Genomic DNA, 25,326 nt, shown 5'->3' with positions numbered 1-25,326 from the left:
TATTTTCTGCGTGTTGCAGGAAGCTTTAAAAAAAGATAGGTCATGCATAAAAATCGACAAAAATAGTTAAAAAGGATAAAATATAATTATATTAATAAATTAATTTTATTGTGAGGAACAAATAATCTCTCTTTACGTTTTAAACTTGTCACATAATAATTATAAAAAATAATGCGTGTAAGTATTATATAAATAATCACAATCTTTTTTAAAGCCTGTTCATTTAGAATAAGTTTTTTTATTCAACTTAATTGTATTAGAGTAAAACATTGCAACAAAATTCAGTGCTTACACCTCATCGCAATAGCCCACTTGTGCCTGTTATTAGCCTAAGTCTATTTGCCATTGCTTCAGGTTTTTTGATGAGTCTTATTCCTCTCGCCTTAGACGAAAGAGGAATGTCATTAAATTTAGCTTCTTGGTTAGCCAGTGTTTTTTATGCTGGAGTACTGGGAGGTGCTCTGAGCAATACTAAAGTTATTTATAAATTTGGTCATCTTAATGCTCTGGTTGCCTTTCTTCTCGTCATAGTCTCAACCATTTGCATCATGGCATTTTTTTCTACACCAGTAGTCTGGCTAGGGTCACGATTTATAGCAGGTATTGCGGTTGCTGGTGTTTTTGTTGTAATCGAATCTTGGCTACTCATGGCCGAGACCGAAAAAGCGCGTGCTCGACGCCTAGGTTTGTATATGATAGCCTTGTACGGGGGTGCAGCTCTTAGTCAGCTTGGGATTGGATTATTTGGCACCGTTGGCGCCATTCCGATGATGATCGTTGCTGGTGTGATGTCAACAGCAATATTGCCGCCATTAGTATTTCGCAATGACTCACCAAAAAAAATAGTGCATCCCAGGATTAAGTTGCGAGAAATGAACAAACTACCGTCAGCAGCATACATTGGCTGTATTGTGTCGGGTTTAGTTCTTGGCGTAATCTATGGACTACTCCCTCTTGAATTAGAAAGTAAGTTTAGCCACGATCAAGTTGGTACTTTAATGGCCCTTGTGATCTTGGGTGGTATGTCCGTGCAACCACTGATCAGTTGGTTAAATGTACGTGTTGAAAAAGCATTATTAATGGCAATATTCTGCTTCACTGGTCTGCTATCAATCGCAATGATTGAAATAGCAACCATGACAGGAGGCACAATAGCAGGTTTATTCCTGTTAGGCGTATCAGCGTTTGCGCTATACCCAATCGCGATTACCCTTGCTTGTATGAAGGTGTGTGAATCAAAAATTATTTCAGTAACAGAATTGATGCTGTTGAGTTATTGCATTGGATCGGTCATTGGCCCTGTCGTAGCAGGACATGTAATGGGTGCGCAAGAAGGCTTGATGATTTACTTTGCCGTTTGTTTCGCAGCAACGCTTATCTATATGCTTATTTCAATTAAGTATAGTCGTCGCAGGACTTTGTTGTCTCATTCGAGTGTAGATAGTAAATCCCAATATGACTGACTATTAGAAGATCACTTTCATTTTAGGCATGCCTAACTCTATTAACTTATTTAACGCTTTTATCATGGCGTAGCTTTTGCCAATCTGGGCATTGTAACGCCTTAGGCTTAATGTCTTCTTCGGAAAATTTTTTTAACTTGAAACATTGTCTCTGATATGGGACGTTTATGGTAACCATTCTTCGTTTTACAACGCTGATTTGAACCACATAACTTTTGGTAACTGACAGTTAAATGACGGGGGATAATCTCGTCCTCCGAAAAATTGCTTCTTTTCTTTGTGGGGCGATTGGAACTGCTCGTTTAATATGAATAGTTTTGTAATATTGTTTGGTGTCATAAGCACCATTGCCTGATATTTCATTAGTTCTTCAGCGGGTCTGTTTGAGCAAGTTAGACAGCATTTCACCGTCAATCACATTTAATGCACTTAACCCAGCAGTAATGATTGTATGCATATTTTTATTTACCATTAAATGTAACTTGCACCAGACTGGGCGTTTACCGTTAGTGCCATGTTTTGTTACTTGCCATTAGCCTTCACCGTAGACTTTTAGTTCCGTAAAATAAATGGATGAGTGCTGGATGGTTCCTTTAATTTTTGTCTTCCACGCAACGTTAACCATTTTGGCTCGCTTGCTAATGCATGAATAGTGAGGGCATGACAACGGCAGTTGAATAAATTTGCAAACATAATTAATGAACGCTTACAGGCTTCTCAATAGCATTGAAAATACGCATGTAACCATGAGAGCCGTCGTAATGGTTAAGTTGCTCAGTAAATATGGTCTCCCATGATTATCCTGCTTAGTTTGATTCTCTAGTAGAGAGAGCAATGGTTCGAGTCAAAAAACTACTGGTAGGACATTGAATCTAAGGTATTATATCACTTAAATTAATAAAACTGTCGCCATGATGAAAGCGTTAAATGCGCTGACAAAATCAGGTGTGCTTAACACGAAAGCAATTATTTAATAATAAATTATGTTAAGATTTACTATCTGAACTCGAATTAGGAAACAAAGCCTTTCTAGTTAGTTATTTTGTAGCGGAGCTTGTTCATAAACCTGAATATCTAAGTAAGTCGAGCTATATTAGAGCGTATATTGATCACTTAGTTTCCTGATTTAGAAAACAACGTCATTTAAGAGAGATAGAATAAAGGAGTAATAAATTTTTTTATGTTTAATCTAAAAATAATAGGAGAAAAAAATTTTTCGTCAATGTGATTTCCTGATTGCGTTAGTTCGTCACGTGCGTTAAGTTCTCACAATTCATTTTAAGAAGCCTAGATAAAAACTATAAATATTGTTCAGTAGTTTTAAGAGGGTATGTTATTTTTGTATTTTGCTTTAACTGGTTGATTGTGGCCATTAGCTCACTGCTCGCAAAAGCATGTGAGATACGATTTGCCATTTGGCTTGCTAAGCTAATATCAGTGGCTTTAGGTTCCTTAACACTGTCCAATGCAACAATAATAAGATTACCATTTAAAGAGCGTGTTATACCGTATTCACTTGTATCCCCCGTAGGGGCCGGTAAAGTAAATGCTAATTCAACGACTTCACGATCCGATGACATACGCCCAACATCTGTTGCATCACTAAACACATAACCCAATGCATTCAAATTCGTGTTATTACCAACTCTTAGCTCATCAACTAAGTTCTTTGCCAACGCATGCACTTCTTTTTCACCTATTTGACGTTTAAGTAAGCTTATTACTTGAGGTTGTGCATCATCAAATGACAATACTAACTCAGGCTGAGTGTCATCGATACGTACCACAATAATATGCTCAGGAGAAAGTTCAATAATATCGGAATTTAGACCATCGTCATGTTTTTCTGATAATTGAAGGGCTTTTTGAACCTTTGGGTGAGCTAACGTCCCATTCAAATCAGACAAGGAGATAAAGTCCGTTTGTTGAACAGTGCTATTTATGGCAGATGCTGCTTCATCCAAATTATCTGGCATTTCGAATGCTTTTTCGGTCAAATCATTTGAAAGAGCAAAGAACTTATCTGCAGCATATTGTTGCTTTAACTGCACAATAATTTGGTCTCTAACCGTTTCAAAAGGCTCTGTACCTGACGCTTTGATATCATTCAGTTTAATGATGTGATAACCAAAACTAGATTTCACCACACCTGATATATCTCCTTTTTTAACGAGTGAAAATGCGGCTTCTTCAAATGCAAAATCCATGACACCAGTCTCAAACCAGTCAAGTTGGCCACCTTGTTTTGCACTAAAAGTGTCATAAGAACGCATCCTCGCCAACTCAGCAAAATCTGCACCTGCATTTAACTCTGCTAACACAACTTCTGCTTTTATTTTTGCCGTATTATCATCTCCTTGAATCATAATATGGCTGACTTTACGTTTTTCAAGAGTACTATATAATGCCAAATTAGCATCGTAATATTCTTTCGCATCTCTTTCTGTCACGTTCATAAGGTTTGCGATACTATCACCAGATAATTCAACATAAGAAATTTTAAATTGCTTAGGACGGATAAACTTCGCAGGGTTTTGTTGATAGTAATCTTGCTCTTGCTCAGCAGTGATATGAGCTTTTGCTGCGAAATCATCTGGTGATAGAGACAATGTGCGCACTGAACGAGTTTGTCTTTCTAACTTATAGAGAGATGTCAGTTCGTTTTTTAATACAAACGCACTGTTTTGGAGACCATGGATAAGTTGTTCACGAACGAGATCTTGACGCACATACTTAGCGAATTGATCTGGTGTTAAATGATTGTGTTTAAGTGTAGCTAAATAAAAGTCATTATCAAAATTATTCACTGTAGCATGAAATGCTGGCATGGAACGGATAGTTTGTTTAATTTGCTCGTCGCTCACACGCAGGCCTAATGCGTCTGCTTGTTGGTCTAACAGGACTTTATTTACCATACGATTAAGGACGTCACTGCGGAATTGTGCAAGATAATCTGGGTCGCTCAGTAAGGTAGTAAAGACGTCACCTGCCTGTGTTTGCATCTGTGCATGTTCATTTTTATAAGCCTGTTCAAATTGGTTATGACTAATATTTTGATCACCAATTTTGACTATTGGACTTTTGGAACCATCAGTTAAGTAGCCTCCTACCCCTGCAAAAACAAAGGAAAAGATAATAAGGCTTAAAATTATCTTAACCGTTAGGCTATTCGCGCCTTCACGTAGTCGCTCCATCATGATGTGCCGGCATCCCTACTAATTTAAACGCTTATTTTTTAAAAGTATAAAAGCGCATCATGAGATACGCTTTTATACTCTGACTGAATCTTATTATACTCTGATATTGCTTACTTTACAGCTTAAATTAAACATGCTGTGACATCGCGCAAAATGATATAAATAGATTAATTAACCGCGTCTTTCAGAGCTTTGCCAGCTTTAAACCCAGGCACTTTAGTAGCCGGAATGCTGATTTCTGCTCCAGTTTGAGGGTTACGACCAGTACGTGCTGAACGGCTACGAACTGAGAACGTACCGAAACCCAGCAATGCAACTTGATCGCCGTCTTTCAAAGTATCAGAAATGGCATCTAATAGTGCGTCTAGGGCGCGACCAGCAGACGCTTTAGATAGATTAGCACTTTCTGCAATTGTATCAATTAACTGCGACTTATTCACTTTTTCATCCTTTTCACAAACGAACCACAAATCCCATTTTTTGCGGTGATTAGCATTAAAAATGCGTTATATTTTTTAGATAGAGCTAACAAAACGCTGAAGCTATTATGAATTAAGGGTGTGCAGCGCTTCCATTAAGTTAGTCTTCAACAAAAAAGCTGACAAGCCTTTTACTAACTGTCAGCGTTTTACATTGCTTAATTTTGCTGCACGTCACTCTTTCGTGGTGTTACAAGCTCTATTCCGAGAGGATTATTCTGTAGTGCGAGTATCAAAACTTCATCAATCCAACGTACAGCATGAATATCGAGGTCCGCTTTAACATTGTCGGGAATTTCTTCCAAGTCACGCTCATTGTCTTTAGGAATTATGACCGTTTTAATACCACCTCGGTGTGCTGCCAATAGCTTTTCTTTCAGACCACCAATGGGCAATACTTCACCACGGAGTGTAATTTCACCTGTCATGGCCACTTCGGCTCGTACAGGATTACCCGTGAGACTAGAAACAAGCACTGTACACATTGCAATACCAGCACTGGGGCCATCTTTAGGTGTTGCACCTTCTGGCACATGGACGTGGATATCACGTTGCTCGTAAAAATCATTATTGATGCCTAATTTTTCTGCACGAGTACGAACAACCGTCATTGCTGCTTGAATTGACTCTTGCATAACATCACCTAAAGAACCAGTTTGTGACAGCTTTCCTTTGCCTGGCATGGATTCAGTCTCAATGGTAAGCAAGTCGCCTCCTACGGACGTCCACGCAAGGCCGGTAACCTGACCAATGCGATTACTTTTATCCGCTTTGCCAAAGTCAAAACGCTGCACACCCAAATAATTTTTTAAATTATTTTGGTTAATAGTGATAAATTTAACATTTTTATTTAGTAAAATTTTTTTTACTGCTTTACGACACAGTTTAGAAATTTCGCGTTCTAAACTACGCACTCCCGCTTCACGCGTATAGTAGCGAATAATCCCAACAATAGCTGAATCTTCAATGGTTATTTCATTTGGTTTCAAGCCATTACGCTGTACTTGCTTATCAACCAAATGTTGCTTTGCGATGTTTAATTTTTCGTCTTCAGTATAACCTGATAAACGAATAACTTCCATACGGTCAAGTAAAGGGCTTGAAATATTCATTGAATTTGATGTTGCTACGAACATAACGTCAGATAAATCATAGTCCACTTCGAGATAGTGGTCATTAAATGCATTGTTCTGTTCTGGATCAAGAACTTCTAACAATGCTGAAGATGGGTCGCCTCGCATATCTGAAGACATTTTGTCGATTTCATCCAAGAGGAACAGTGGATTCTTTACACCTACTTTAGCCATGTTTTGAATAAGCTTTCCTGGCAAAGATCCAATATATGTTCGACGATGTCCTCGAATTTCTGCTTCATCTCGTACGCCTCCCAACGCCATACGCGTATACTTACGTCCGGTAGCACATGCAATTGACTGACCCAAAGAGGTTTTACCTACCCCTGGCGGTCCGACTAAACATAGTATTGGACCTTTCAATTTATTGACACGATTTTGCACGGCGAGATATTCAAGAATACGTTCTTTAACACGCTCCAAACCATAATGATCCGCATTGAGAATGTCTCCAGCTTTTACTAAATTTTTTTTAACTTTTGAGCGTTTCGACCATGGTACACTCACCATCCAATCAATGTAACTACGAACTACAGTTGCTTCTGCTGACATCGGTGACATCATTTTTAATTTTTGAAGTTCTTGTTCCGTTTTCTCTTTCGCTTCCTGAGGCATTTTAGATGCTTCAATTTTCAGTTTCAGGCTCTCAAATTCATCAGGAGCATCATCAAGCTCCCCTAATTCTTTTTGGATTGCCTTCATTTGTTCATTGAGGTAATATTCTCTCTGACTCTTTTCCATTTGTTTTTTAACGCGACTACGGATACGTTTTTCAACTTGCAATAAATCAATTTCTGATTCCATTATGGTCATTAGAAATTCTAATCGTTCTGCAATATCGATAATTTCTAGTACTTGTTGTTTATCATGTAATTTAAGAGGCATGTGCGCAGCAATCGTATCAGCAAGACGTGCTGCTTCATCTATACCATTTAGTGACGTCAGGACTTCTGGTGGAATTTTTTTATTTAGCTTAATGAAACTTTCAAACTGGCTGATTGCGGTGCGTACTAATGCTGCTTGCTCACGTTCATCTATTTCTGGTGTTTGCATGTATTGTGAATCTGCAGTAAAAAAATCATCTTCACTAAATTTTTTAATTTCAACACGCTGTAAACCTTCCACCAATACTTTTACTGTTCCATCAGGCAACTTCAACAATTGCAAAATAGACGCAATAGTGCCTACTTGATAAAGGTCTTCAATAGAAGGGTCGTCGATAGCAGCATCTTTCTGTGCTACTAATAAAATCTGTTTATCATTGTCCATCGCTGCTTCTAAGCAACGGATAGATTTATCCCGTCCCACAAATAATGGGATAACCATATGGGGATAAACGACCATGTCGCGCAGAGGCAGGACCGGAATTTCAATGCGCTCGGAACGCTCCAAGTTCATATTGTTCTCTCTTCCGTTTTAGATATTAAAGAGTATATGGGGATATATTGTCACTATTCAACGGCACATGCAGCAGAAAACAAAAAAGGAAGTGATAGTATAATGTTGATCTTTTTAAGTAATTGAACGATCTAACGATTTCAAAAAATTTTTTTAATAAATTTTAATATTATAGAGGCCAACTTTTTATATTTAAGTTGGTTTTATTGCCTAATTAAGTTCAAATAGCTGGTTCTAATATGATTAACCAATAGACGTTCGCTTTGGTTTTAAGTAAACTTAATGCAGTCAGTTTATTTGACGCCTTTACTGTGGCGTATATTTAGCCAAGCTGGGTATTGTAATCCTGTAGGTTCAATGTCTCTCTTAGTAGTTTTTTTAATGCGAAACATTACCGTCCTTGATAAGGAGCATTTATGGTAACAATACCTCGTTTTTCAATGCTGATTGAAACCGCTCGCTTAATACGAACGGTTTCGTAATATTGTCTGGAGCTGTGAGCATCGCTGGATGATATTTTAGTGATTTACTCAGATACGCCCATAGAAGCATGAATGAAATATCAAGCGATGGTGTTGATGACATAAGACAGTGTTACGAAACTATTCGTATTAGACGACCGACTCCACTCATCTCGATAAAAAAGGAGCACTTTTAGGAACTAAGTTATTCGCGTGATTTAACGGTCAGTTACCAACAGTTATACGGTTCCAATCAGCATTAGAAAACGAGGTGTGGTTACCATAAACGTTCCTTATAAAAATCGGAAATATTTCGAGTTAAAAAGCTACTGGAAGGGACTTTAAACGAAGGGATTACAAGGGCCAGATTTAGCGAAACTGACATAACAGTAAAAGTGCCAGATAAGCAATAAAATTAGGGATGCCTAAAACACAAGTGATCGTCTAATAGTGAATCATGTAGGGGTTTGCTATCTGAACTTGAATTAGGAAACAAAGGTGATTTTTGCTGTATTATGTTCTTAAACCAATACCACGGCTGATCAAATACCACGCTACAGAATACAAACTTACAATAAGCATGCTCAGTACAGAGAACGATGTAACAATACTAACGTCAGATACACCCAAGAAGCCATAACGGAAGGCATTTACCATATACATAATAGGGTTTAGTTTCGATACACCCTGCCAAAACTCAGACAATAACGATAGCGAATAGAACACGCCACCCAAGTAAGTCATCGGAGTCAGAATGAATGTTGGGATCAGACTGATGTCATCAAAGGTGCGCGCGTACACCGCATTGATCAGGCCGCCCAACGAGAATACAATTGATGTCATCAACACTGTTGCAAAAATTACGTCAAGGTATACTATCTGCAACTCAATAAAAAATAACGACACTATAGAAACGATAAACCCTACTGCTAGCCCTCTGGTTACTCCGCCACCTATATAGCCTGCAATAATTACGTAATTTGGAACGGGAGCGACCATCAACTCTTCGATGTTTCGCTGCATTTTAGTATTAAAAAATGATGATGCTACATTGGAGTATGAATTAGTGATCACCGACATCATGATCAAACCAGGTATAATGTAGGCCATATAACTAAAGCCACCCATTTCACCAATACGATTGCCAATCAAGTTACCGAAAACCACAAAATACAGTGCCATTGTGATTGCAGGTGATACCAAAGTTTGCACCCAAATACGTCCAAACCGCATCACTTCTTTGATAAGTAGACTTTTAAAGGCAACCCAGTATGCTCTATTCATGCCTGTGTCTCCACACTATGTTGCAATAAATTAATAATCAATGTTTCAAACCTACTCGTTTTGTGATGCACAGAATGGGCTTAAATTTTTTGCTTTGTCAATTGCAAGAAAACTGTGCTCTTCGTAATGAATTTATGGACTTATATTTCTAGAGTGTGGTCTTCAATTTGCTGCTATTTCATGTTATTTAACGTTATCATTTGGTCATCGTTGGGAGCCAAATTTGACAAAATGTTTTAGTACCTAGCTTTTTTAAGAGCAACCACATAGACGTGTCTTCAATCCATTCACTTTGGTTAATAATCCCAATATTTTGACACAGCCTTTTCTTTTCATCGAGACTTTGTTTCCTAATTTAAGTTCAGATAGCAAATCTCCACATGATTAACGATTAAACAGTCGCTTTTGTGTTAGGCATACCTAGTTTTATCAGCTTATTGAAAGCGTTAGTCATGGCGTCGGTTTCAATAATATGAGTTGTGCGATTCCTTAGATTCAATGTCCTTCTCAGTAGTTTTTTGATTCGAACTCTTGCTGTCTCTGCTAAAAAATATTTGTGGTAACCGGCTTTGTTTCCTAGATCAGGGAACTAAATTATCAATCCATACTCTAAATAGTTAGGCTCACTTAAATATTCAGGCCGATGAAAAATTTTCGTTACAACAGAGCTACTGAAAGCAGTCCAATCAAGCGTTAATTAATCATAGTTTATTAATATTCCGAATTTATGAAGAAGCTATTTAGTTATGGAATCAAACTAAGCAGGGTAGTTATGGAAAACCTAGTTTATTTAGTAGCTTAGATATTATGAAGGCCTTCATGGTTAAATGCGCATTTTTAATGCCATTGAGAGGTCTGCAAGGATTCATTAATTCTGCTTTCAAACTTGCTCAATTGCCATTGTTATGCCCCCCACTACTCATGCATTAGCAAGCGAGGCCAAACACGGTTAGCGTCATGTTTAAGACGAAGAATAAAGGAAGTATACAACACTTAACCATTGATTCTACAGAGCTCAAAGTCTACGGTGAAAGAGAATGGAAAGTAAAAAAAATCATGGTACTAATGAAAAACGTGAATCTGGCGTAAGTTACATTTAGCGATAGATATAAAGGCGCATGCAATCCTCGCAGCTAAGTTAAGTGTATTCAATGTGACTGACGGTGAAGTGCTATCTAGCTTACTCAAAGAGACCCACTGAAAAATAAATGGAATATTAGCTAATGGTGCTTACGACGCCAGACAATGTTATAAAATCGCCTGTATTAAACGAGCGGTTCCACTCATATCGTCGAAAAAAGGGCAACTTTTTAGGAACGAGATGATTCGCGTAATTTAGCTGTCAGTGATCAAAAATTATAGAGTGCCAATCAGCATTCTAAAACGAGATATGATTACCATAAACGTTCCTTATCAGAGTCGGTAATGTTTCGAGTCAAAAAAACCACTCGGAAGAGCATTGAGCCTAAGGGAGTATAGAGCTCAGATTGGTGCAATCTGCGCCGTGATAAAAAAGTTAAATACGCGGATAGGATTAGGTATATTTAAAATAACAGTGCTCGTTTAATAGTGAATTATGCTGAAATTTGTTATCTGAACTGGAATTAGGAAACAAAGTCATGAAGCACAAGCATTCTATAATCTTAAACAGCACTGATTGACGTTAATAGATCGTAACGCAATATTTAAGCAAGACTAAATAGGGTAGATTAGCTTGGAAAGAGGATTGCATTTGGTGGTGTATCTGTTGCCATGACATTCCAAAAAAATAATATTTTTTATGCGTCTTCTCTCTGGTTAAAAATAAGGAACTATCTGCAAGGAATACAAAATTTAGACTTGAGGCTATTGCTTTTGATGGCTGTGTAAACATTATAAATTAGGTTAAGAATATTTTAATTGAAGGATAATCAATGTTAGAGAGCATTAAAAAAAATTTTACTGAAAGCATTCAAACACAAATTGCTGCTGCAGAAGCACTGTCAGAGCAAATTTCTAAAGCAGCAATGGTGTTGGTGCAATGCTTATTAAATGGCAATAAAATTCTTGGTTGTGGTAATGGTGGTTCAGCCGCTAACGCTCAGCACTTTATATCCTGCCTTTTGAATCGCTTTGAAACTGAACGCCCTAGCTTACCAGCATTGGCACTAACGGCTGATGCAGTGACACTGACAGCGGTAGCTAACGATTACCACCACGATGAAATTTTTTCAAAACAAGTGCGTGCATTTGGGCAAGCTGGTGATGTTCTGCTAGTCCTTTCAACCAGTGGCAACAGTAAAAATATGATTAAAGCAATGGAAGCCGGGGTAACCCGTGATATGTCAATTATTGCATTTACAGGTCAAGATGGTGGTGAAATGGCGGGTTTACTCGGCGAACAAGATGTTGAAATCCGTGTACCTTCCCAACGAACGGCGCGTATTCAAGAAGTGCATTTAACCACACTCCATATACTGTGTGAGCTTATTGATCAGAACCTCTTCCCAACACATGGCGAATAATAATTTCAGGAGACAGTTAATGACTCAAAGAATACTTTTAGTAATGAGCATTTTTATGCTTAGTGCTTGCTCGTTGATTGATAAACAAGATACGCGCACGGCAAAAAGAGAGTGGATGGATACACAGCATTCAATGGAAATTGCAGGTATCATAAATAAAGCTACTTTTAAGAATGATGCTCGTGTCAATGCAGCAATTTACAATGGTAAAGTGTTACTGGTAGGCCAAGCATCTAAAACATTTTCCAAGCAATCACTAGTAGACAAGATACGTGGAATAAAGGGCGTGGTAATAGTCTATGATCAAATTCGTATTAAGCAGCCCCTGTCTCTCGCCGGCGTCAGCGAAGACACTTGGCTAACAACCAAAGTAAAATTGGCCCTTATTGGTAGTAAAAAACTCAAAGAGGCTAGTGTTAAGGTTATCACAGAAGATAGTGAAGTATTCCTGTTGGGTTATGTTACCCTCGAGCAAGGAAATGAAGCTACGGAGATTACACGTAACCTTAGTGGCGTAAAACAGGTGATTAAGGGTTTCCATTACGTTGAGTAAAATAATTAAATACGATAATATCGGGTTATGTATTCATTAGATTGAACCTTATATAATATACTGTTTTTATCCTAAGTGATTACTGTGGTTACCATGAAACTTTATTCTTAATTTGAGCTTAGATAGCAAATTTCAATATGATTAACTGTTAGACGAACGCTTGTATTTTAAGTAGACTTATTTCTATTAGCTTATTAACGTTTTTATCATGGCGTAGGCTTCGCTAATCTAGGCATTATAAACTCATGAGGCTCAACTTTCCTCCGAAGAGTTGCTTGGCTCGAAACATTACTGTCTCTAATAGGAACGTTTATGGCAACCATACTTCGCTTTACAGTGTTGATTTGAACCGTATAACTGCTGGTAACTGACTGTTACATTGCGCGGATGATCTCGTTCCCAATAAATTATACCTTTTCTTGGTGGGACGCGTGGAACCGCTTGTTTAATACGAACGGTTGCGTAACATTATCTGGTGTCGTAAGCGCTAGCTGCTGATATTTTATTGATTTTCGGTGGATCTGTTAGGTAGTCTTACACCACCAGTCACATTGAGTGCACTTAACTCAGCAGCAATGATTACATGCGTATTTATCTCTGCCACTAAATGTAACTTCTATTAAACTCTCTGTTTACCGGCAGTGGCATGTTTTTTTACTTGTTATGCTCCTTTACTGTAGGCTTTTAACCCTGTAAAATGAATGGTTAAGTGCTGGATGATTCTTTTATTTTTTCGTCTTCAACGCAATGTTCACCGTTTGAGTTCGTTTGCTAATGTATGAATAATAAGGGTATGATAATGACGGTTAAGCAAGTGTAAATGCATAATTGATGAATCCTTATAAACCTCTCAACGGCACTAAAAATATGCGTTTAATCATGAGGCCAGTCGTAATATCCAAGTTGGTAAATTAACGAGCTCTTCCATGATTATCGGACTTAGTTTGATGCCATAGTTGAATGACTTCTTTATCAATACAGAATGTTAGCAAGCCAAGATTAATTAAAGCTTGATTATACTGCTTTCAGTTGGTTGTTTTGTAGCGCATCCTGTTCATAGACTTGGATATTTAAGTTAGCCTAGCTGTTTAGAGCATAGGTTGATTATTTAGTTCCCTGGTTTAGGAAATAAAGTCGCTGCTGTTAATGTTCCCTTGCAAAGACAGCGATAGTTCGAGTCAAAAAACTTCTCGGAGGGACATTGAACTTAAGGGATCATCATGCCCAGATTGGTAAAACCTACGGCATGATAAAAGTGTTAAAAATCGATAAAGTTAGGTCTGTTTAAAATGAAAGCAATTGTCTAATAGTTGATTATTTTGGAATCTGCTATCTGAACTCGAATCAGGGAATAAAGCCACTTCATATTATTCTTAATAGAGCGGAATTTTTTGCAATAATTTTGTTAAAAATGCAGTATTAGTTTTAATATTACGCTTCATTATCTTCTTTTGATAGTCCAAAGTTCAACCTGATATATCAGCTATGGAAGGTGATGAATCAGCCGTCAAGAACCAATATTTTCTTAAACAATGTATTCAATAATGTTCCACTGTGACTATTCCAGAGATCATAGGTTCTATGATGTCCGTAGTAAATAATAAATTTCAGGTGCTTAAATTTGTATTTTTAAGAGGAATAAGTATAGAATTTTTTTGTGTAATCAAAATTAAACCTGCACACATCATGAGTCCAAAAAGGCTTTGTGCCATGGGTGGTAGAGGGGCTGTAGCAATGTTTGAATTACTAAACGCATCTACGGGATCACTGTACACCATGAATATTGCGTCATTAAAGTCTTCATCAGATGGTATACTCCAGTCATTACTGCTAGGATTAACACGATTGAGATCTTCAAACCCCATGATGACTTGCTCTTCATTATTATCAGTGAACAACATGGCAACATGACGAGATGTAGCACTTGAACTACCATTTTCATAGGTAAAATCTGCCTCAGGATTCAAAAAATCTAAACCATAGAAAGTTTGATCCGTACCCGTTAAGATGCCGTCAGAAACAGTATCTCCTCCTGCATAGGAGTTTTGAGATAGGAAGAAACTAACATTCTTTTCTAATGCTATTGCTGAATCACCAACCTGCACGGTGTCACCTGTCAACAAGCTGCCTCCGCTGCCTGATTTAGACAGATTTGCAAATAAGAACCCGTATTCAATGCCCTCAACAGCGCCGAGTTCAGACAGCGAAACAACACCTGAGCTGTCAGTATCTATACTGCCTTTGTTTAAGCCTGAAAACGTATCATCGTTGAAGGTGAAATAACCTAGACTGTTTTTATAACCTGCTCCTTCGTCCAGGAAGCTAACGTATACGTTTGCATTATGATGTAATGAAAGGTAAGGGTCGTAATCTGTATTAAGAAACTCAGGATTAGCAGTCGTCGATTCAGGTAATGTTGTCTCCGCGAGATTTATCAATGCGGAGTCAACAGTGTTGTTTATGATGGTAGGTGAATTTGCGATTAATGCATAAGCTGCAGATGTGCTGCATATTAAGAATGTTCCGATAATAGTGTTAATCATGTTCTTCATTAGAGTCTCCTTTTTAGCATAATTTTATTGAAAAAAATTTGGTTAATATCTTTACAATGCTCAGGATGAGCAATAGCGAGCGCAGGACCAGGATAAAATACAGACTGAAGTCCAATTTTTATAGCAAGCGCATGCAGCATTGTTGTAAACCAAAATAATGTTCGGGGGAACTCAGTGTATAAAGTCCCGTCAAAAAGGTATCTAGTTGTGTATTGATTGTGTAACGCGAGTGTTTTCCATAAGCCCGAAAACTCATCGCCATCTGGCATAACTAACATAACAAGATAGCCATTGCAGGTAGGTATAGAAACTTGTAAACCTTTAACACCAGCATCTTCAGTGAAAGATATTGATTTAATGTTCGTAAAGCCGTGGAAACGCAAAAACTCTATCAATTGTTTTTCGGCAGAACCGTGTTTATAAATGCCTTGAGTTGGTGATGCACTTTGTGTGCGAAGTGAAAGACCACCAGTAACTAGAGCTAACAAGAGTGACAAGCTTAACCAATCAACGAGTGTGTTCTGTTTTTGCATAATGCACCCCCCAGAAGATGATTGATAGAGTTAATGCTGAAGAGGTAAATAAATAAGTATTTTCTCCTTCGGGAGAGTGCCACCATGCGTGCCATTGCATGGTTAACCCCATGCTGAATAGGCGGAGAAGATTGAGTCCAAGAGAACATACCAGTAATGCACTGATAACTATGCATTCTCGGGATGAAAACGATATATTATGCCAGCGAGCGATAGCAAACCAGCAGGTAAATGCACTGAGCAATGCAGGTAATGACGAGCAGTTTCGAAGCATTAGTACCTGATGATCGGATGGGCCAAAATACACATTTTCTATGGCATAGCCATAACCAGTAGCTAGCGACAGAATAGATGCAACTAAGCTAGCATCAATAGCGAGCACCGGTTCGGTGAACCACTTTAAGGTATAGAACACAGTTAATGCCTGTATTGCACAGACGCAAAGGATGAGTGCGCATGTACGGAGGGGTATGTTTTTGTTAGAACTTCGTAAGCCAATCAATATAGCGAGGAGCAGTAGCGAAAGCAGCGTGCTTTGAAAGCTAGGGAATGTCAATAGGATAGCGATGGCGATGACGAACAGATTGTCAGAAATTTGCGAGAATATAAGTTTACTTTTTAGCAGCAAGATAAGACCTAACCCGATACAAAGTATGGTGGGTATTGCGTCAAACTCTGCAACAGTTGGTGCTTCGCCAGAATAGAATGACAGCCACAGAGATGTGGCTATACCTGTGAGTATCACAAAAGCTAACCTTTGCAGGCTAGGTGCGGAAAACCAGTGGAGTATTTTAAGGGATGTGGTGATAGTCAACATCAAGATGGCATTCATGCTGCTAATTCCTTCAACTTAAAATAGTTTGTTCGAGGAATGAGATTGAGTTTTTGTGCAAGCAAAATAAGCGTTAACGGGGCCGTAATTAAAAATATAAAACATTGCGTAATAGACAATTCATATTGGCTTATTGTTAACCAAACTAAACAAAGACTAGTGGTTAAAATTAATGCAAATTTTGGATACGGAAGGTAGTATAGAGATTGACTAATGAAAAAGAACAGTATCATTCTTAGACCTTGCGTAAAGGCTAATGCTAACAATATGCCATAAACACCGTACATGTTACCCCACCACCAAAGAGTGCTGAGTGCGATGACTGCAGATATGGTATTAATAGCAAGTTGTGCGTAGGACGTCTCACCTGCAAAACTACCAAGATTAAGTAATTCGGACATCTCCTTAAACAATGCGGCCGCAATGAGTAATGCGGTGAACTGTGCAGCAAGCATATAGCTTTCTGGCAAGAGGAAACGAATGGCTATTGGGGCTAATATTGCAACGACAACAGCAATGATCATAACCACTATCAAACCATAGCAAGTAAAACGCATTGCGTGCGCGCGACCATCGACACTATAAAGGATGTCAAAGCGTTTTGGCATCCACCACATACTGAATGGTTGCAGTAATAGCACAACGACGAGAGCAAATTTCGCGGCAACACCGAACTGTGCAACGCTTTTTAATGAGCTCACTTCTGCCAATACCCAACGATCTAAACCGTTCAGTGAGAATGCCATCAAGCCACTTGCCATGATGGGGAGGCTATAGATAAGAGATTGCTTCGTGAGACTAGCGGAAAATCCGAATCCGGTGTCTTTTGCTTGCAGAGCTGTGAGGATAATGGCTTGCGTTATGGCGGCAATTACACTCGCTTCTAGTATGCCATCAATACCACGGTCCATGAATAACATCGCAACGGTGAGGCCTGCGTGAAAAAAAGCACGGCCGACGGCCATTGAAAAAAATGTGTAGGCGCGATTTTGCATGCGTAGCCAGCCCAGTGGTACTGCAATGCAACCTTCCAATGCGAGCATGAGTAACACGAGGCGAAGTTGATAAGTACTTAAACCTCCGGGGACGTAAGCATCTAACCATTCAGCAAGTACCCATCCGCTTGGGATCACGACAACCCCGATAAGTAAGGTAAGAGTGAAAATACGTGCGGAATTGCGTTTTCTTTTTTCTTTGTCATAGTCAGCACCAATGAAACGGTACATGGCATCTTCTAAGCCTAGACCTACTACAACACTGCCTAGAGCTGCAATACTGCTTATAATTTCTAATTGACCGAACTCTGCCTGTGGTAAATGATGCGTAATGAAAGGTAACATCAACAAGGAAATCCCTTTCATTAGTACGATACTGCTACCATAAAGCAGCGTTTGTTTGAGCACAGGTGATAGGCCTTTCATCTCTGTATTTCTTTTTGTGGAGGTGTTGTTAATACAGCAATTTGCTTAGCGACTAGATGTTCACATATTGTCATAAAACAATGATCAGTGTCATATTGATGCGCAACCTTACAGGCTGCTCGGCCTATTGTTTTAACGTCTTGAATATTGCTATGAGCCATCATCATGATGGTAGAAAGACTGTTAATGTCGTTAGGATAGTACTTCAAACAATTAATGTTTTCGGTAAGTTGCTTATCCCAAAATGCGCCGTCGGCAGGAATAATTACGCACATGCCGGCTGCCATCGCTTCTAGAATAGACAGGCCAAAGGGCTCTTGAATGCTGGTTGACACAAATATGTTGGCGCGAGCACGAATCTCATCAAGGTTTGCCGGCGAGTGGTGCCAAAATACTTTGTTCAACGGTTGGGGTGCGCCACTTATTGCTAAATTATTTTGCTGTGGGCGAATATAGCAAATGTGGGTTTCTGGGCGTTTTGACGAAGGAAACTGGCTAAGTGCTGCCATGAATGTATCTAATCCTTTCCATTTCAATAGCGATGCTGCCCAAAACATGACTGAATAGTTATATTGACATTGACTCGGCCATGATTGCTTAGGCAGGCCATTCCTAAATGTCTGTATATGTGAATGTGTGTCAACATCATTTGGATAGCCAGCGGCATTTAGTGCTGAAGATAATGATTTTTGTGTTGAATCAAGATAAAATACGCTGTTTGCAGCAATGAAGCATCGTCCAATAGTGCGTGATGGTGCTACTGGACCATGAACCATTTGTACTACACGAAAACTTAGCAGAGGTTTAACTAAGTACAATGCTAAATCGACACCAGGGCCTGATGCACCGAGTGCCGTGTGTATTTGGCCAACAAAGAGACGAAGCCAAAGTAGCTGTATTGCAATCAGTAGATGGCGAGCAAAATACATCATACCTTGTTCGGCTTTTTTTAATAGTTGAGGCATACGCAGACGAGTAATGTATGCTTGAGACGAAGACCAACTTGCTGGATCAGCTGTTAAAATTGTCACACGAGTGTCTTGACTTTTTAACTGACTCAACACATGTTTGGTTGATATTTTTGATCCCCCAGCAAAGGCTACTGGGTCAAGGATGATAATGTGTGTCAGTCTATTCATAGCACCTCGTTGTATGACGTAAGTGAATTCATGCTAGAAGACATCCACTTATATTGCTTAATAAATTTGAGAGAGGCTTGTAGCGGTGGCAGTATTTGCCAGTGACTGAGCCATTTTACCGGCATTGTAGGATCCATAATTAAAGTGCTATAAAGCAACTCAAATTTCGCCGTGTGCGAAGAAATAGTGAAGTATTTCATCACATGGCGGGCCCCATTATCTCCCATCTTAATGCGTTCCTTTCGGTTCGAAAATAAGTAATATATTGCCTGTGCAATTGCACGTGGATTTTCTGTGCGTACCAGCAAACCAGTGTGATTATGGTTAATGACGGTAGGTATACCACCTACGTTGGGGGCCACAACTGGTAATCTTGCGAGACCCGCCTCTGCAAGTGTTAAACCAAAAACCTCTTCACGAGCACCAGAGACGAAGATGTCAGCGCCACCACGCATTAGACCCACGACGTGGTGTTGTTCGCCAATTAAATGTACGTAATTTTTTAAGTGCGCTCTATGAATCTGCATTTCTAAATTTGCCCGTTCTGGACCATCGCCAATGATCACCATATGAATCGGCAAATACAGACCACGCAGCTGTCTGCACGCTTCAATCAAAAGGTCGACACCTTTACGTGTAATTAATGAACAAATGCTGACAGCAATAAATGCCTCACTTGGTAGAGACAGCATTTTGCGTAGATCGATGATAGATTGTGCTAGTAACGTCACAGTATCTATGCCGTTGGGAATGACCTGACAGCGTGTTTTTTTCACGCCGTCATTTAGCAGTTGGTCAACTACTGGCTGACTTACACCAACGGCCATACTTGCATGATGAAGGCCGAGAGTGATGCGGTCGCGTAATGGATATCGAGCATGCAAGTGGAGTACTAATGGTAACTTTCTTGCACGAGCAACAAGATTCAACCACTGGCTTGGTGCGCCGCTATTTGAATGGATAAGATCAATCTGATGATGGTCTACAATGTCTAAGCCTTGGTGGATTGATTTTTTGTAACCTGTGAAATTATATTGAGGCGTTTGCTCTCCAAATAACAATGTGAATTCACTAACGTACACCCTGATATTTAATTTTCTCACTGCGAACGCAAGCATGTCACTGTTACACCAAAGTACAGGTGTAAATATGTCTTTATTGATGTGCGTTAGCAGATCTATAAGACAACGTTCGCTACCACGAATCCAATTGTCGCCATAGTGCACAAATAGCACATTATGCGATGTAGAAAGAAGAAAATTAACAGACGTCATACTCTCTTTCTCCTGTTCGCTGATGGGTTAATTAGGTTGCTACATTAATATGAACGTTTCCTTTATCTTGGCATTGCAAGTAACGCGCCATTTTTATAATACATTGAATAAGAAATTATTTTTGCATAAGCGGTTATTTGAAAGTAACTAATACTCGTATGAGTGTTTCAATATGAGAAATGGATTATGTCATTTTGCAAAAGTTGCATAATTTTCAAGTAATTTAGGCATTACTTTTTCTGTGGAATAATGTTGCTTGATAGTTAAAATTGCTGCATTACTCCATTTTGCTTTTTGGGCAGGGTCACTCTCGCGCCAGGTTTGGATAGCCGACGTCATGCTTTCAAGGTCTCCTTCTGTAAAAATCCATCCATTTTGTTCATGAAAAATAAGTTTATTCAATGCACCGACATTAAATGTAATAACAGGGATCCCTCTTGCCATTGCTTCTAAGCATACCATAGGGAGTCCCTCAGCTCGAGAAGGAAGAATCAGTAAACCAATTTTAGGCCATATATTGTGCATTTCTCTCTGTACCCCGTGAAAAACAATATTATCAGGAGCTTTCTTCTCTAATTGTTTTCGCATTGGGCCATCGCCATAAAGATGAAGATCAAGACAAGGGAAGTATTTTGCTAAGTTGATGAAACGTTCGGGAGCCTTTTCTTTATTCAACCGTCCAACGAAAGCGATTTGTTGTCCGTGTGATTGCGAAAGTGCATGAGTATCTATGAAGTTATCGGCAAGTGTAGCTTTGCATGGCAGCGTTGATAGGATAGATGTGTTTACGGCATAGACATGATGGGCGAGAAATGCTGTGTAGCGGTCAAACCAATCATACAGCTGTATTCGTCCGTCTTTTTTTTCGCCGCTATGAAATGTGCTTGCACAGGAAATAGCCATGAAGCGAGCAATAGGGCGAACGATAATGCCCGCTTTATACCCATGTGTATGGATAATGTCGGGTTTATCTTTTTTCAGTGCGCGCCACAAAGAAGTTATGCGTCCGTCAAGTATGGTGCAATTTAGGTTTGAAAATAACAAACGACGTTGTAGTGGGTGCTCACCGTAGCTCTTAAGAAATACAACGTTAACGTAATTTCGTGTGCTCAACAAACCTAGCATTAGTTGTTCAACGTGTGACTCAATACCACCAAAACCTTGACTATCTAATACGAGCCAAATTTTTTTACTTTTCCACACTATATTTAACCTCCTAAAATATTCATGCAAGTCTTCATCGTCTTCTTTGAAGAAAATATGAAAATAACAAAAAATAGAATTAGCAAGGTTAATGCCAGTATGCCTTACGTAATAATGCAAGAGAGTATTGTCTCACTTCTAGCATTAGTTTTTGAACAACTTGATTTTTTTAATCTGAGTTTAAATAGCAAATCTCAACATAATGTACCATTAGGCGAGCATGTTCATGTTAGGCATACTTAGCCCTCTTAGCTTATTGAACGCTTTTATTAGCGCGTAAGTTTCGCTAATTTGAGTTGTGTGTTCCCTTAGGCTCAATGTTCCTATCAGTAACTTTTTTATTTAAATCATTGATGTCTCTGTTATGGAACGTTTATGGTAATCGGGTTTATTTCCTAAATCAGGAAACTAAATTTTTAGTCAAAACTTTAAACATCCAAGCTCACGTAAATATTCTGGCCTATGAATAATCTTCGCTACAAAATAACTAATCGATATCACACTAAGCCGGCTAATCATGAGAGACTTCGTTTATTTAGCGACTTAGCTATTTCAACTAATTTTGTGGTTAAATGCGTATTTTCAATGCCACTGAGAAGTCTGCAAGGATTCATTAATGCAGTTTTTAAATTTATTCAACTGCTGTTGTCATGCCCTCACTATTTATTCATTAGTAAGCGAGCCCAAATGGTTAATGTCATGTGTAAAACAAAAAATAAAGAAAGTATCTAGAACTTAATCATTATTCTACGGGGTTCAAAGTCGACGGTGAATGATAATGAAAAGTAAAAAAGCATGGTATTGATGGAAAACGGCGGGTCTGGCACAAGTTTCACTTAGCGGTAGATATAAATACGCATGAAATAATTGCTGCTGAGTTAAGTGCATCAAACGTGACTGACGATGAAGTGTTATCTAACTTCTTAAACAGATCCGCCGAGAAATCAATGAAATATCCGGCTATGGTGCTTACGACGCCAGGCATGTTACGAAACCGCTCGTATTAAACGAGCGGTTCTTTTCATCCCACTAAAAAAATGAATAATTTTTAAAAATGAGAGTATCTACGTAATTTAGCGGTCAATTACCAGCAGTTATACGGTGCAAATCAGCATTAAAAAAATGAGGTATGATTACCATAAACGTTTCCTATCAAAGACTACAATGTTTCGAATCGAAAACTTCTGAGAGGGGCATTGCTTAAGGGACTACACTGCTTAAATTATCGAAACTAACGCTACAATAAAAGTGTTAGAGAAGCTGACTAGTCTAATATGTAAGATTTTTAAATACATATATATGATTAGTCATGTCAATCGTTTTTCCTAAACAATTAAATTGTGACTTTAGCATTTAAATTCATTTTTATGCGTAGTTCAGATTAATTAAGGTTGCAGCGCTTGTATTTCACCTATATTTATGGGTATAGTGTAGTCTACGTTATCAACGTCAAAGCCATTTAGCTGTAAAATTTTTCGATGTTAACAATGATAATGCGTTTGTTACTATGTGTTGAACATTTGGTCGTAATTATCAGTCATCAAGACGAATGATGCTTTCTGCATCTCGGTCGTTTCTGTTTTGCAGTTTTTCATAGAATAGGCGGTTCATTTGCTCAATCCATTGTTCATGTAAACCTTGTGCTTTCATTTCTTTATACAGCATCAACAGATACAAGGCTAAGCCTGGAATATACATACTGGCTTTTACTACTAGTACCTTACAGACAGCAACATCAGCGTGTCCACCTAAAGGAATTAGAAGTGTCTTAATGGCACTTCACGTTTGGTGTAAGTGTGCTTTAGTTCGCCCTAGGGTACCGTGATGATAAATGTCATGTGTATACTCTGGATCAATATATGACATGATATTATCTAGCAACCTTTGCTGAAAAATTTTTGATCAAAGAGAAACGGTATCCAACTGAACCAATCATTGCCACCGATTACTTTGATCGTATCATTGATCTCTTGCTCAGAGGCGAGAAACAACATTAATGTTTCAAGCGATTTATTCTCTCAGTGAAGGGAATACTCCGTCAAGGCTTTGCCAATAGGTTTGATGGATGAACGCTAAACATCACCAGTTTATGGCTTTAGTCGAATTCCTATGGCCAGCGAATACACAAGCGTATCAACGTTTCCACTAAACTGAGTTTTGACTGTCACGGCAATATGTTGTTTAGTGTCATCCGCAAATGCATCACCTAGAATATCTGCTGTGATTAAACTTTGCTGTTTTGCTTCAAGTTTTATAAACACATTATTACACCAATCTGCACTATCGAAGTCTTTTTCGAATGAATCACGCTTATACGACACGCTGATTGGACCAAACATTAGGACAATGCGATATGTGAGTCCACACTCTGAGGAAGCACCAAATATAAGCACTTGTTTGAAAAAATGTTTCGTAAATGCATGTGGCTGCTGTGTTATTAGTAATGTTGCTTTTTTAATCTGGGTATTAGCAGCAACTTGGCAGCCAATAGGGTGACAATTGCGTATGATAACATCCTGGATCTGGGGCTGCATAACTATTTGGATAAATGTTCTACCATATAGGTATTATAGTCTGGAATTTCAGGTCTAGATGATCAGACATCACAGAAAAAGCGACGCAGAAATATGTAAAGCCACAATTAATAGTCATTGGGGTACTAGACTGAGGGAATCCTAGAGAAGCATTAATACATCAATTGACTTCTTACAAAATATAGTTCTCAGCAGCGGGTTTCCGTCTATAGGACCGTTCATCAACGAAGAGATGTCTAAGTAATCTCTTTATCAATAATACTCCCTATCATACTGGTGAGATAAAAATTGTATTATATTAATAGCTTTGGTTTCCAATGTGCGTTCAGAGAGTAAATCCGAACATGATTCACTATTAAACAATCGCTTCTATTTTAGGTATACCTAGCTTGGCCATCTTATTTGAAGCTTTTATCATGGTGCACGTTTTGCTAATCTGAGCATTATGATCTCTTAAGCTCAATGTCCCGCCTAGTAGTTTTTTGATTTGAAACATTGTCGTCTCTGATAGGGAAGGTTTATGGTGATTATGCCTCGTTGTTCTATGCTGATTGGAACTATGTAACTCCTGATAACTGACCGCTAAATTACGTGGATGACTTCGTTCAATAAAAGTTGCTTCTTTTCTTGGCGGGATGAGTGGAACCGCTTGTTTAATACAAACGGTATCGTAAGTACCATCGGCTAATATCTCATTGACTTTTGGTGAGTCTATTTGAGCAAGTTAGGTGGCACTTTACAGTCAGCCATATTTGATGTACTTAATTCATCAGCAATGGTTGTATGTACCTTTATATCTGCCGTTAAATGTAACTTGCGCCATACTCGCTGTTTTCCATCAGTGCCATGCTTTTTTACGTACCATTCGCTTTCACCGTAGATTCTGGCCCCGTAGCAGAAATGGCTAAGTGCTGGATGGCTCCCTTATTTTTCATCTTGAACCTGACGTTAACCGTTTTAGATCGCTTACTAATGCACAAATAATGAGGGTATGACAATGGCAGCTGAGCAAATTTATAAAGAGGATTAATGAATCTCTACAGACCTCGCAATGTCATTGAAAATACGCGTTTAACCATGAGGACCATTGTAATGGCTAAGCCGCTGGGTAAACGAAATCTCCTATGATTAGCTACTTAGCTTGATATCATAGCTGAATAGTTTTTTATCAATCCATAATATCAGTGAGACACGATTGATTAAAGCTTGATTATACTGATTCCTGTTTAGTTATTTTTTGTAGCAAAGTTTGCTCATAGACTTGAATACTTCAGTGAGTTTAGCTCTTTAGAGTATTGATTGAAAATTTAGTTCTCTGATTTAGAAAATACAATCGATTGCCATAGTTGTTCCCTATCAGAGGCAG

Annotated in this window: 15 protein-coding genes and 8 pseudogenes; 5 read left to right on the top strand and 18 right to left on the bottom strand. The window is 38.6% G+C overall.

Annotation, left to right across the window (positions count from 1 at the left end; all coding sequences use genetic code 11):
• Positions 1-269: 269 nt before the first annotated feature.
• On the top strand, positions 270-1,463 hold the full coding sequence (locus BTN50_RS02225) for an MFS transporter (protein ID WP_096618873.1): 1,194 nt from the start codon (positions 270-272) through the stop codon (positions 1,461-1,463).
• Positions 1,464-1,466: 3 nt separating this feature from the next.
• Here the strand turns inward: BTN50_RS02225 and BTN50_RS10825 are convergent.
• From BTN50_RS10825 to BTN50_RS02200, 6 genes and pseudogenes are all read right to left on the bottom strand, one after another.
• Positions 1,467-2,286, bottom strand: a pseudogene (locus BTN50_RS10825) (IS5 family transposase); the annotation flags it as partial.
• Positions 2,287-2,761: 475 nt separating this feature from the next.
• Entirely contained in the window at positions 2,762-4,660 is a 1,899-nt protein-coding gene (ppiD, locus tag BTN50_RS02215) for a peptidylprolyl isomerase (protein WP_096618871.1), read from the bottom strand.
• A 167-nt stretch (positions 4,661-4,827) separates the two neighbouring features.
• Positions 4,828-5,100, bottom strand: a complete 273-nt coding sequence (locus BTN50_RS02210) for an HU family DNA-binding protein (protein ID WP_096618870.1) — start codon at positions 5,098-5,100, stop codon at positions 4,828-4,830.
• Positions 5,101-5,297: 197 nt separating this feature from the next.
• Positions 5,298-7,670, bottom strand: a complete 2,373-nt coding sequence (lon, locus tag BTN50_RS02205) for an endopeptidase La (RefSeq protein WP_096618869.1) — start codon at positions 7,668-7,670, stop codon at positions 5,298-5,300.
• Between the two features lie 414 nt (positions 7,671-8,084).
• Complete coding sequence (locus BTN50_RS09935) at positions 8,085-8,222, bottom strand: hypothetical protein (RefSeq protein WP_161492905.1); 138 nt, start codon at positions 8,220-8,222, stop codon at positions 8,085-8,087.
• Positions 8,223-8,644: 422 nt separating this feature from the next.
• A complete protein-coding gene (locus tag BTN50_RS02200; RefSeq protein ID WP_096618868.1) occupies positions 8,645-9,415 on the bottom strand; it encodes an ABC transporter permease in 771 nt (256 codons plus the stop codon).
• Positions 9,416-10,111: 696 nt separating this feature from the next.
• Between BTN50_RS02200 and BTN50_RS02195 the strand changes: the two are divergent.
• The 3 genes and pseudogenes from BTN50_RS02195 to BTN50_RS02185 all read left to right on the top strand — a co-directional run bounded on the left by BTN50_RS02195 (position 10,112) and on the right by BTN50_RS02185 (position 12,472).
• A pseudogene (locus tag BTN50_RS02195) lies at positions 10,112-10,982 on the top strand (IS5 family transposase).
• A gap of 346 nt (positions 10,983-11,328) precedes the next feature.
• Positions 11,329-11,919, top strand: a complete 591-nt coding sequence (locus BTN50_RS02190) for a phosphoheptose isomerase (RefSeq protein WP_096618867.1) — start codon at positions 11,329-11,331, stop codon at positions 11,917-11,919.
• A gap of 19 nt (positions 11,920-11,938) precedes the next feature.
• The gene (locus BTN50_RS02185) at positions 11,939-12,472 is read left to right on the top strand and encodes a BON domain-containing protein (protein ID WP_096618866.1); all 534 of its coding nucleotides are present in this window, start codon (positions 11,939-11,941) and stop codon (positions 12,470-12,472) included.
• A gap of 148 nt (positions 12,473-12,620) precedes the next feature.
• Here BTN50_RS02185 and BTN50_RS02180 read toward each other — a convergent pair.
• The 9 genes and pseudogenes from BTN50_RS02180 to BTN50_RS10820 form a co-directional block, all read right to left on the bottom strand.
• Positions 12,621-13,476, bottom strand: a pseudogene (locus BTN50_RS02180) (IS5 family transposase).
• Positions 13,477-14,079: 603 nt separating this feature from the next.
• A complete protein-coding gene (locus BTN50_RS02175) occupies positions 14,080-15,024 on the bottom strand; it encodes a DUF4114 domain-containing protein (RefSeq protein WP_096618865.1) in 945 nt (314 codons plus the stop codon).
• Positions 15,024-15,557 (bottom strand): hypothetical protein, encoded by a 534-nt coding sequence (locus BTN50_RS02170; RefSeq protein ID WP_096618864.1) that lies wholly within the window; start codon positions 15,555-15,557, stop codon positions 15,024-15,026. Before BTN50_RS02170 ends, BTN50_RS02175 begins: the two co-directional genes overlap by 1 nt.
• Positions 15,532-16,389, bottom strand: a complete 858-nt coding sequence (locus BTN50_RS02165) for a hypothetical protein (RefSeq protein WP_096618863.1) — start codon at positions 16,387-16,389, stop codon at positions 15,532-15,534. Before BTN50_RS02165 ends, BTN50_RS02170 begins: the two co-directional genes overlap by 26 nt.
• The gene (locus BTN50_RS02160) at positions 16,386-17,810 is read right to left on the bottom strand and encodes a lipopolysaccharide biosynthesis protein (protein ID WP_096618862.1); all 1,425 of its coding nucleotides are present in this window, start codon (positions 17,808-17,810) and stop codon (positions 16,386-16,388) included. Before BTN50_RS02160 ends, BTN50_RS02165 begins: the two co-directional genes overlap by 4 nt.
• A complete protein-coding gene (locus tag BTN50_RS02155; RefSeq protein WP_096618861.1) occupies positions 17,807-18,949 on the bottom strand; it encodes a glycosyltransferase family 4 protein in 1,143 nt (380 codons plus the stop codon). Before BTN50_RS02155 ends, BTN50_RS02160 begins: the two co-directional genes overlap by 4 nt.
• Complete coding sequence (locus tag BTN50_RS02150) at positions 18,946-20,223, bottom strand: glycosyltransferase family 4 protein (protein WP_096618860.1); 1,278 nt, start codon at positions 20,221-20,223, stop codon at positions 18,946-18,948. The genes BTN50_RS02155 and BTN50_RS02150 overlap by 4 nt, the downstream gene beginning before the upstream one ends.
• Before the next feature lie 189 nt (positions 20,224-20,412).
• Positions 20,413-21,426, bottom strand: coding sequence for a glycosyltransferase family 4 protein (locus tag BTN50_RS02145; protein ID WP_223825580.1), 1,014 nt, complete (start codon positions 21,424-21,426; stop codon positions 20,413-20,415).
• 210 nt (positions 21,427-21,636) lie between these two features.
• Positions 21,637-21,807 (bottom strand): annotated as a pseudogene (locus tag BTN50_RS10820) (IS5/IS1182 family transposase); the annotation flags it as partial.
• 123 nt (positions 21,808-21,930) lie between these two features.
• Between BTN50_RS10820 and BTN50_RS09300 the strand changes: the two are divergent.
• Positions 21,931-22,644, top strand: a pseudogene (locus BTN50_RS09300) (IS5 family transposase); the annotation flags it as partial.
• A gap of 315 nt (positions 22,645-22,959) precedes the next feature.
• Here BTN50_RS09300 and BTN50_RS11675 read toward each other — a convergent pair.
• The 3 pseudogenes from BTN50_RS11675 to BTN50_RS02130 form a co-directional block, all read right to left on the bottom strand.
• Positions 22,960-23,292: pseudogene (locus BTN50_RS11675) on the bottom strand (hypothetical protein).
• Positions 23,293-23,300: 8 nt separating this feature from the next.
• Positions 23,301-23,960: pseudogene (locus tag BTN50_RS02135) on the bottom strand (hypothetical protein).
• 355 nt (positions 23,961-24,315) lie between these two features.
• Positions 24,316-25,160, bottom strand: a pseudogene (locus tag BTN50_RS02130) (IS5 family transposase).
• Positions 25,161-25,326 lie beyond the last annotated feature (166 nt).

The organism is Candidatus Enterovibrio altilux (assembly GCF_002381345.1).
GTDB classification, from domain to species: Bacteria; Pseudomonadota; Gammaproteobacteria; order Enterobacterales; family Vibrionaceae; genus Enterovibrio; species Enterovibrio altilux.
Note: the sequence above shows the minus strand (reverse complement) of the source record. Positions and strands in the feature narration are given on the sequence as shown.